This window comes from Streptomyces sp. MK37H (assembly GCF_018035285.1).
GTDB classification, from domain to species: domain Bacteria; phylum Actinomycetota; class Actinomycetes; order Streptomycetales; family Streptomycetaceae; genus Streptomyces; species Streptomyces endocoffeicus.
The window spans coordinates 1-7,600 of the sequence record NZ_JAAAYH010000425.1 but is presented as its reverse complement, the minus strand read 5'-3'; the positions used below and the strand labels follow the sequence as shown (position 1 = coordinate 7,600).

The 7,600-nt window shown below is 73.1% G+C and carries 7 protein-coding genes and 1 pseudogene; 5 read left to right on the top strand and 3 right to left on the bottom strand.

What is annotated here, in order from left to right:
• Together GWI24_RS45850 and GWI24_RS36540 are read left to right on the top strand one after the other, a co-directional pair.
• Window positions 1–95, top strand: a pseudogene (locus GWI24_RS45850) (ABC transporter permease); the annotation flags it as partial.
• A 303-nt stretch (window positions 96–398) separates the two neighbouring features.
• A complete protein-coding gene (locus GWI24_RS36540; RefSeq protein ID WP_210950341.1) occupies window positions 399–980 on the top strand; it encodes a TMEM165/GDT1 family protein in 582 nt (193 codons plus the stop codon).
• Between the two features lie 136 nt (window positions 981–1,116).
• Here GWI24_RS36540 and GWI24_RS36535 read toward each other — a convergent pair whose 3' ends face one another.
• Both GWI24_RS36535 and GWI24_RS46690 read right to left on the bottom strand, forming a co-directional pair.
• Window positions 1,117–1,767 carry an HAD-IA family hydrolase gene (locus tag GWI24_RS36535; RefSeq protein WP_210950340.1) on the bottom strand — a complete coding sequence of 217 codons (651 nt, stop codon included), beginning with the start codon at window positions 1,765–1,767 and terminating at the stop codon, window positions 1,117–1,119.
• Between the two features lie 183 nt (window positions 1,768–1,950).
• Window positions 1,951–2,973 carry a peptidoglycan-binding protein gene (locus GWI24_RS46690; RefSeq protein ID WP_210950339.1) on the bottom strand — a complete coding sequence of 341 codons (1,023 nt, stop codon included), beginning with the start codon at window positions 2,971–2,973 and terminating at the stop codon, window positions 1,951–1,953.
• A 164-nt stretch (window positions 2,974–3,137) separates the two neighbouring features.
• On the opposite strand from GWI24_RS46690, the gene GWI24_RS36525 reads away from it, so the two are divergent.
• On the top strand, window positions 3,138–5,237 hold the full coding sequence (locus GWI24_RS36525; RefSeq protein ID WP_210950338.1) for an MFS transporter: 2,100 nt from the start codon (window positions 3,138–3,140) through the stop codon (window positions 5,235–5,237).
• Between the two features lie 289 nt (window positions 5,238–5,526).
• Here the strand turns inward: GWI24_RS36525 and GWI24_RS36520 are convergent, their stop codons facing one another.
• On the bottom strand, window positions 5,527–5,970 hold the full coding sequence (locus tag GWI24_RS36520; protein ID WP_374103382.1) for a GNAT family N-acetyltransferase: 444 nt from the start codon (window positions 5,968–5,970) through the stop codon (window positions 5,527–5,529).
• Window positions 5,971–6,264: 294 nt separating this feature from the next.
• Between GWI24_RS36520 and GWI24_RS36515 the strand changes: the two genes are divergently transcribed.
• Window positions 6,265–6,966 carry a hypothetical protein gene (locus GWI24_RS36515; protein ID WP_210950336.1) on the top strand — a complete coding sequence of 234 codons (702 nt, stop codon included), beginning with the start codon at window positions 6,265–6,267 and terminating at the stop codon, window positions 6,964–6,966.
• On the top strand, window positions 6,960–7,514 hold the full coding sequence (locus GWI24_RS36510; protein WP_210950335.1) for a hypothetical protein: 555 nt from the start codon (window positions 6,960–6,962) through the stop codon (window positions 7,512–7,514). The genes GWI24_RS36515 and GWI24_RS36510 overlap by 7 nt, the downstream gene beginning before the upstream one ends.
• Window positions 7,515–7,600: the final 86 nt, after the last annotated feature.

Sequence of the window (7,600 nt, the reverse complement as noted above, 5' to 3'; positions counted from 1 at the left end):
CTGGGCTTGTGGGGCTGGTCACACTTCCCGGCGCCCTCGTCGGCATGCCGACGGGCGGCGGCCCACCCGTGCGGGCAGGCGCGGTGCGGCTGTTCGGGCCGAGGGCATGAGCGCCCAGGACCACGGGTGGGTCCTGGGCGCCGCGGAGGCCCGGCGGCTGGGCGCGGCGAGGGGTCCCGTACCCTTGGCGGAAGCAGAAGGGGAGTAGCTCCTCGCCGGACCGTCGACATACTGCCCGCCCCTCGAGGTGCGGGCCGGCGCCCGGAGCGCACGGATCACCGCGGGACGCGGAGGCCGTGCGCCAGCGAGACCTTCGGCCGCAGTGTCCGACGCTGCCGTGCCGAAGCGATCCCTCCCCGGGGCCCTTGGCGCGGCCCGATCTACGAGGTATCCATTCCGTGTTCAGCATCACCGTCGCCGCCGTGGTCTTCGGCGTCGTCTTCCTCGCCGAGCTGCCCGACAAGACCGCCCTGGCCGGGCTGATGCTCGGCACCCGCTACCGCGCGTCGTACGTCTTCGTCGGCGTGGCCGCCGCCTTCGCCCTCCACGTGGGGCTCGCGATCGCGGCGGGCAGTGTGCTCACGCTGCTGCCGCACCGCCTGCTCCAGGCGATCGTGGGGGTGCTCTTCCTCGGGGGAGCGGCGATGCTGCTCCTCAAGAAGGACGACGACGAGGAGGAGGTCCGCAAGCCCGCCGACCAGAGCTTCTGGAAGGTCTCCGGGGCGGGCTTCATGCTGATCCTGATCGCCGAGTTCGGCGATCTGACCCAGATCATGACCGCGAACCTCGCCGCCCGCTACGACGACCCGCTGTCGGTGGGCGTCGGCGCGCTGCTGGCCCTGTGGGCCGTCGCGGGTCTGGGCATCGTGGGCGGCCGCACCCTGATGCGGTACGTACCGCTGCGGCTGATCACCAGGATCGCGGCCCTGGTGATGCTGGCGCTGGCGGGGTTCAGCCTGTACGAGGCCATCGCGGCCTGACCGGCGGGGTGCCCGGGCGGCCGTCCGCCCGGGCACCCCGGGCGCGATCCCGGGCACCCCGGGCGCGATCCCGGGCACCCCGGGCGCGATCCCGGGCACCCCGGGCGCGATCACCGCACGGCGTGGGTCCCGGCGCTCAGTCCGCGAAGTGCAGCCGCATCGTGCCCTCGGGCAGTGCCTCGATCCGCACCTGCTCCAGGTCCCGTACATGCGCGTCCGGGGCGTGGGCCCCGGCGCGCGGGCCGATGCCGACCACACGCATTCCGGCCGCCCGGCCCGCCGCGATGCCGGCCTCCGAGTCCTCGAAGACGACGCAGTCGGCTGGGGCGAAGCCGAGCTCGGCCGCGCCCTTCAGGAAGCCCTCCGGGTCCGGCTTGCTCGCGCCGACGCGTTCCGCGGTGACCCGTACCTCCGGCATCGGCAGTCCCGCGGCGCCCATGCGGGCGCGGGCGAGGGCCTCGTCGGCGGAGGTCACCAGGGCGTGCGGGAGCGCGGCCAGCGCGGCCATGAAGGCGGGCGCGCCGGGGACCGGCACGACGCCGTCGAGATCGGTGGTCTCGCGCTCCAGTATCCAGCGGTTGTCCGCCAGGTTCCGCTCCACCGGGCGGTCCGGGAGCAGTACGGCCATGGTCGCGTGCGCCTGCCGGCCGTGGACGACCTTGAGGACCTGCTCGGGGTCGAGCCCCTGCTCGGCGGCCCAGATCCGCCAGTAGCGCTCGACCACGGCGTCCGAGTTCACCAGGGTGCCGTCCATGTCGAGGAGGAGTGCGCGGGCGGTGAGGGACATCGGGACTCCTGGTCGCGAGCGCGGAGTGCGGACCGCGGAGAGACGCAACGGAAAGGAAAACAAGCGGCTCCGCCCGCCGGTCAGGGAAAACGGGCGGAACCACTTTGTTCCTTCACGATACAAAGCAGCGCCGCTATGCGCCAGGGGGGTGGGCCCCTTACAACTCGCTCCCGTTGCGTCCCCCTACGGCTCGTCGGTTCTCGATTCGAGGTCGCGGCGGGTGTTCTCGCCGTAGACACCGTCCGGATCGCCCGTGATGTCGTGCTGGTCCTGGTAGCTGGAGACGATCCTCCGCAGTCCCCCGTCGTACTTCCCGTCCGCCACGCCGATGTACTGCAGCAGCTGGGTCAGCCGCTGCTGGAGCTCGACCACCTCGGGCCCGCTGTCGCCCTCGCGCAGCACCGGAGGGCCGGGCGGCTCGGGGGTGCCGGACGGGGCGGAGGTCGGACCGCCGGACGCGCTCGGCCCGGGCTTCGTCGCCGAGCCGGTCGCGGGGGCCGACGCCGAGGGGCGGGCCGAGCCCGAGGGGCCGCCCTCGCTCGGGGTCGCGCCGGCCCGCGCCGAGCCGGACGCGGAGGGGTGGGGCGTCGTACTCGACGAGGGGGAGCCGGACGACGTGCCGGGCCCTTCGGCCGGCAGCTCCTCCTCGACCGGGGGGCTGACGGTGCTGTCGGCGAGCGTATGGTCGCTCGCGGCGCCGCCGCTGCCGTCCTCCTTGTGGTCACCGCCGAGCAGACCGGTGCCGATGGCCAGCGAACTGGCCACCGCCACGGCCGCCGCGCCCGCGAGGACGGCCGCCACGACCTTGCGCTTGCTCTTACGGTGACGGCCGGGGCCGGGGGCGTCGCCGTCGGCCTCGTCCCCCTCGTCCCCGCCGGGTCTCTCCTCGACGCGGTCGATCACCCGCGTCTCCTCGCCGTCCCCCTTCCCGGTGTTCCCGGTGTTCCCGGTGTTCTCCCCCTTCGCCGCCGTCTCCGCCTCCGCCGCCGTCTCCGCCTCGTCGAAGAGGCGCAGATCGCGCGGATCGGGGCCGGCCGGGCGCTCCTCCGGGAGCGTCACCTGGGGGTTCGGCCGGGTCTGGTCATCGGTCGCACCTGCCGTCGCGGTGGACGCGGTGGACGCGGCGGCGCGTTCGGCACACGTACAGCCGGGGCGGCCGTTGGCGCGCGCCGGTGCGAAGCAGTGCGGGCAGGACTCTGCCGTCACGGAACTTTCCCTCCCTGGAGTTCGCAGCGATTATGCGCATCCGATCGCCCTCCGCGCAGGTGTTCGCCCGCCGTGCGGACCGGTCCGGCGGGCCGTAACAGGGCATAAAGGTGAGGATGGGATGAGGATGAGGAGGGGGCGGAGGGGAGCGAGGAGGAGTCGCCATGGCGCGGGACGCCGGCAGCCCGGCTCCGGCCTCAGGAGGCCCAGGAACCCCCGGCGCCGTGGCCCCCGGCCCCGGAGAGGGCCGGCCGCGGCGCACGGTCCTGGTGGCCATCGGCGCGCTGCTGCTCGGCATGCTGCTCGCCGCGCTCGATCAGACGATCGTCTCCACCGCGCTGCCCACGATCGTCAGCGACCTCGGCGGCCTGGAGCATCTGTCCTGGGTTGTCACCGCGTATCTCCTCGCCTCGACCGCCGCCACCCCGCTGTGGGGCAAGCTCGGCGACCAGTACGGCCGCAAGAGGCTCTTCCAGACCGCGATCGTCATCTTCCTGATCGGCTCCGCGCTGTGCGGACTCGCCGGGAACATGGCGGAACTCATCGCCTTCCGCGCGCTGCAGGGGCTGGGCGGCGGCGGCCTCATGGTGCTGTCGATGGCCATCGTCGGCGATATCGTCCCGCCCCGCGACCGCGGCCGCTACCAGGGCCTCTTCGGCGCGGTCTTCAGCGCCGCCAGCGTGCTGGGGCCGCTGCTGGGCGGGGTGTTCGTGGACCGCCTCAGCTGGCGCTGGGTCTTCTACATCAATCTGCCCCTCGGCATCGCCGCCCTCCTCGTCGTCGCCTCCGTCCTGCACATCCCGGTGCGCCGCACCTCGCACACCATCGACTACCTCGGCACCTTCCTGATCGCCGTGGTGGCCGCCGCCCTGGTGCTGATGACCTCCCTCGGCGGGGTCACCTACGGCTGGGGCTCCTGGCAGATCGTCGGGCTCGCGGTGGCCGGCATGGTGCTGCTGGCGGCCTTCGTACGGGTGGAGACCCGCGCGGCCGAGCCGGTGCTGCCGCTCACCCTCTTCCGCAGCCGCACCTTCACCCTCTGCGCGGTCATCGGCTTCATCGTCGGCTTCGCGATGTTCGGCAGCATGACGTATCTGCCGACCTTCCTCCAGATCGTGCAGGGCGTCTCGCCGACCATGTCCGGCATCCATCTGCTACCGCTGGTCCTCGGCACGCTGGTCTCCTCCACCGTCTCCGGCCATCTGGTCAGCCGCACCGGCCGCTACAAGGTCTTCCCGGTCCTGGGCACCGCGGTCACCGCCGTCGGGCTGCTGCTGATGCACCAGCTGCGGGAGTCCAGCGGGGTGGCCGAGATGAGCGCGTACTTCTTCGTCTTCGGCTGCGGTCTCGGCCTGGTCATCCAGGTGCTGGTGCTGATCGTGCAGAACTCCGTCCGCTACCAGGACCTGGGCGTCGCCACCTCCGGCGCGACCTTCTTCCGCTCGATCGGCGCCTCGTTCGGCGTCTCCGTCTTCGGCACGATCTTCGCCAACAACCTCGGCCCGCACATCGCCGACGCCCTCGCCGGACGGCGCCTGCCACCCGGAGTCACCCCCGGCGCCCTCACCTCCGACCCCCGGACCCTCGGCCGACTGCCGCCCGCGGCCCAGGCCGCGGTCCGGCACGCGTTCTCCGTCTCCATCACCGACGTCTTCCTCTACGCGGTGCCGGTCGTGCTGCTCGCCTTCCTCCTCGCCTGGTACCTCCGGGAGGAGCCACTGCGCGCCAGCGTCACCGCGCCCGACGGCAGCGAGATACTCGCCAGCAACCCCGTGGAACGCACCTCGCGCGACGAATGCGCCCGGGCGCTGTCCCTGCTGGGCAGCCGGGAGGGCCGCCGGCAGGTCTACGCGGACATCACCCGGCGCGCCGGTCTCGACCTCAGACCCGCCGCGAGCTGGATGCTGCTGCGCATCCAGCACTACGGCTCGGTCGAACCCGCCCTGCTCGCCGAGCGCACGCCCGTACCGCTGCGGGTCATCACCGAGGCGGCCCGCCAGATCGAGGAGCGGGGCCTCTGCCGCCGCTACGGGCTGGAGCTGATCCTCACGGACGACGGACGCGAGATCGCGACCAGGCTCTACCGGGCCCGCGAGGCATCCCTCGCGGAACTCCTGGGCGACTGGTGGTCACCGGACCGCCCGACCGACCTGACCGAGCTGGTGGACGAGCTGACACGGGAGCTGTGCGGCTCGGACGCGGAGCAGCCGAGGGAGGGCGAGCCCCGCCCGGACCACCGCAGACCGCCGCCGCCGCGCGGGTAGGGCCCTTCGGGCCCGGAAACCCTTGATGAGGTAGCCCCGATCCCGACGACGGCCGCTTCACGATCGCCGTCCTGACCGACGCCGGCTACTAGGTGGTTGTCGCCGCTGCGCCGACGCATGTGCGCGCGGTGCGTCAGCTGGTGCTCGACCCGCTGACCGCCGCCGACCAGCGGGCCCTGGCCCGCATAGCCGCCAAACTGCGGACGAGCCCCGTCGACTTGACCCAGGCGGTTCCGGGTGGACTATCGGGCGGACCAGGGGACGATCCGGCGCCCCGGCGCACCCCGCCTCAGCCCAGCTCCTTGGCCATCCAGACCTCGGCGTACGGCCCGTCCGTGAAGGCCGGAACCTCCCGGTAGCCGTGCCGTGCGTAGAGCCCACGGGCCTCGACCAGATCGAGGCGGGTGTCGAGCACGATCCGCCCGGCGCCCAGTTCGCCCGCCGCCGCCTCGACGGCCGCGAGCAGTGCGGCGCCCCCGCCCAGCCCCCGCTTGGCGGGCCGTACGTACACCCGCTTCAGCTCCGCCGTGCGCGCGTCCATCAGCCGCACCCCCGCACATCCGGCGAGTTCGCCGTCATGGTGCGCCAGCAGGAACACGCCCTGCGGCGGGGCGAGATCGTCGCTGGGCATCTCGGCGAGCGCCTGCTCGATCTCCTCCGGGGTCGAGTCCCGCTCCTCGTGGAGCTGGTAGTAGCGGTCGGCGACATCGACGAGGTACTCGCGCAGCAGCATGACCGAGACGGGGTCGCCGACGGGCCGCGCGGCGACGGTCCACGCGGAGGACACGGAGGGTGCGGAGGACGCGGAGGAGCCGGGAGACACGGGGCACGCGGGGGAGCCGGGAGACACGGGGCACGCGGGGGCGGGCGAACCGGCGTGGGCGCGTGGCGTACTCGTCATGGTCCGCATCCTGGCACCCACCACACCCCTGACGCACCGCAGTTTGAGGGCCGAAGACCGGGCTACCCGAAGAGAGGAGCCCCCCGAACGCGGAGGGGGAAGCCAGCGGGAAGGCAGAAGCAGACCATGTCAACTGGTGCGATCAGCATCGTGGTTGTCGTCGCGGTCGTCCTCGCGGCCGCGCTCATCATCCGCGTCGTCCGCGCGGGCGCCGGCCGTAGGGAACGCGCTCTGCGACGCCGCTTCGGGCCCGAGTACGAACTGAACGTCGCCCAGCACGCGGGCGACACCAAGGCGGCGGAGCGGGAACTCGAGGAACGGCTGCGGCTGTACGGCGATCTGAGGACCGAGCCCCTGCCCGGTGAGCTGCGCGAGCGGTACGTGGCCGAATGGGCCGGTATGCAGGAGATGTTCATCGAGTCTCCGGAACACGCGGTGACCGGCGCCGATCAGCTCCTGGCCCGGCTCGCCCACGACCGTGGCTACCCGTCGGGCCGTTACGAGGAGCAGGTGGCGGCGCTGTCCGTGCACCACGCCGGGCACGTCCAGGGCTACCGGCAGATCCACGACACGGCCGCCCGCGCCCGCGAGGGGCGCGCGGACACCGAGGAGCTGCGCGAGGCCGTGGTGCACGCCCGGCCGTTCTTCGAGGATCTGGTCAGGCCGCCGCACCACGGCGCCCCGACCGGTACCAAGACCGCGCGGCAGCACCACCACGGCGAGCGGCGGAGCGAGAGCGGCCTCCGGAAGTGGCTGCCAGGGACCGGGACGGGGACGGGCCATGGCCATACGCGGTTCGGCCACACCAGGAAGGGCGGCGCGTGGTGACGGACCCGACCGACCCGGCGGAGGACCCGGCGGAGAACGACGGGCAGCGGCGCCATGGGCTGGAGAAGCATGAAGTGGCTCCGCTGTCCCAGCCGCCGCGCAACACGGATCCGCTGTCCCAGCGGCCGCGCAACACGGAGGCGGCGGAACCGATGACGTCCTGGCACGCGACGATGCCGGAGCACGAGCCGACGAACGGGAGTGGGCCCACGCCGACGAACGGGTCCTCCGCCCAGCGGTCGGGCGAGCCGTCGAACACTCCGAGCGGCCCCAGCTTCCCCGTGCTGCCCACGAGCGAGCACGACAAGCTGACCCAGCGGCTGCGGTACGCGGTCAGCGGCTTCGTGGACTCCCCACGCGGCGCCGTGGAGGAGGCCGACGCCCTGCTCGTGGAGGTGGCCGCCCGCCTCACCGACCTCCTGGCCGAGCGCCGCGCCACCCTCCGTGCCGCCTGGCACGAGGACGACGCGGTCAGCTCGGAGACGGAGGAGCTGCGTCTGGCGATGCGGGGCTATCGCAATGTGCTGGAGCGGCTCATCAGCATCTGAGTGCCCTAGGGGTAGGGGGTGTCCGGCGGATCCTTCCCCTCCCCGCCCCTTCCCGCGGCATCGATATGCGGCTCCGCCGCGGGGCA

Excerpts from the sequence above, each read along its gene's own strand:
- GWI24_RS36525 (WP_210950338.1), top strand. The coding sequence starts at position 3,138 with ATGGCGCGGGACGCCGGCAGCCCGGCTCCGGCCTCAGGAGGCCCAGGA.
- GWI24_RS36535 (WP_210950340.1), bottom strand. The coding sequence starts at position 1,767 with ATGTCCCTCACCGCCCGCGCACTCCTCCTCGACATGGACGGCACCCTG.
- GWI24_RS36515 (WP_210950336.1), top strand. The coding sequence starts at position 6,265 with ATGTCAACTGGTGCGATCAGCATCGTGGTTGTCGTCGCGGTCGTCCTC.
- GWI24_RS36520 (WP_374103382.1), bottom strand. The coding sequence starts at position 5,970 with ATGCTGCTGCGCGAGTACCTCGTCGATGTCGCCGACCGCTACTACCAG.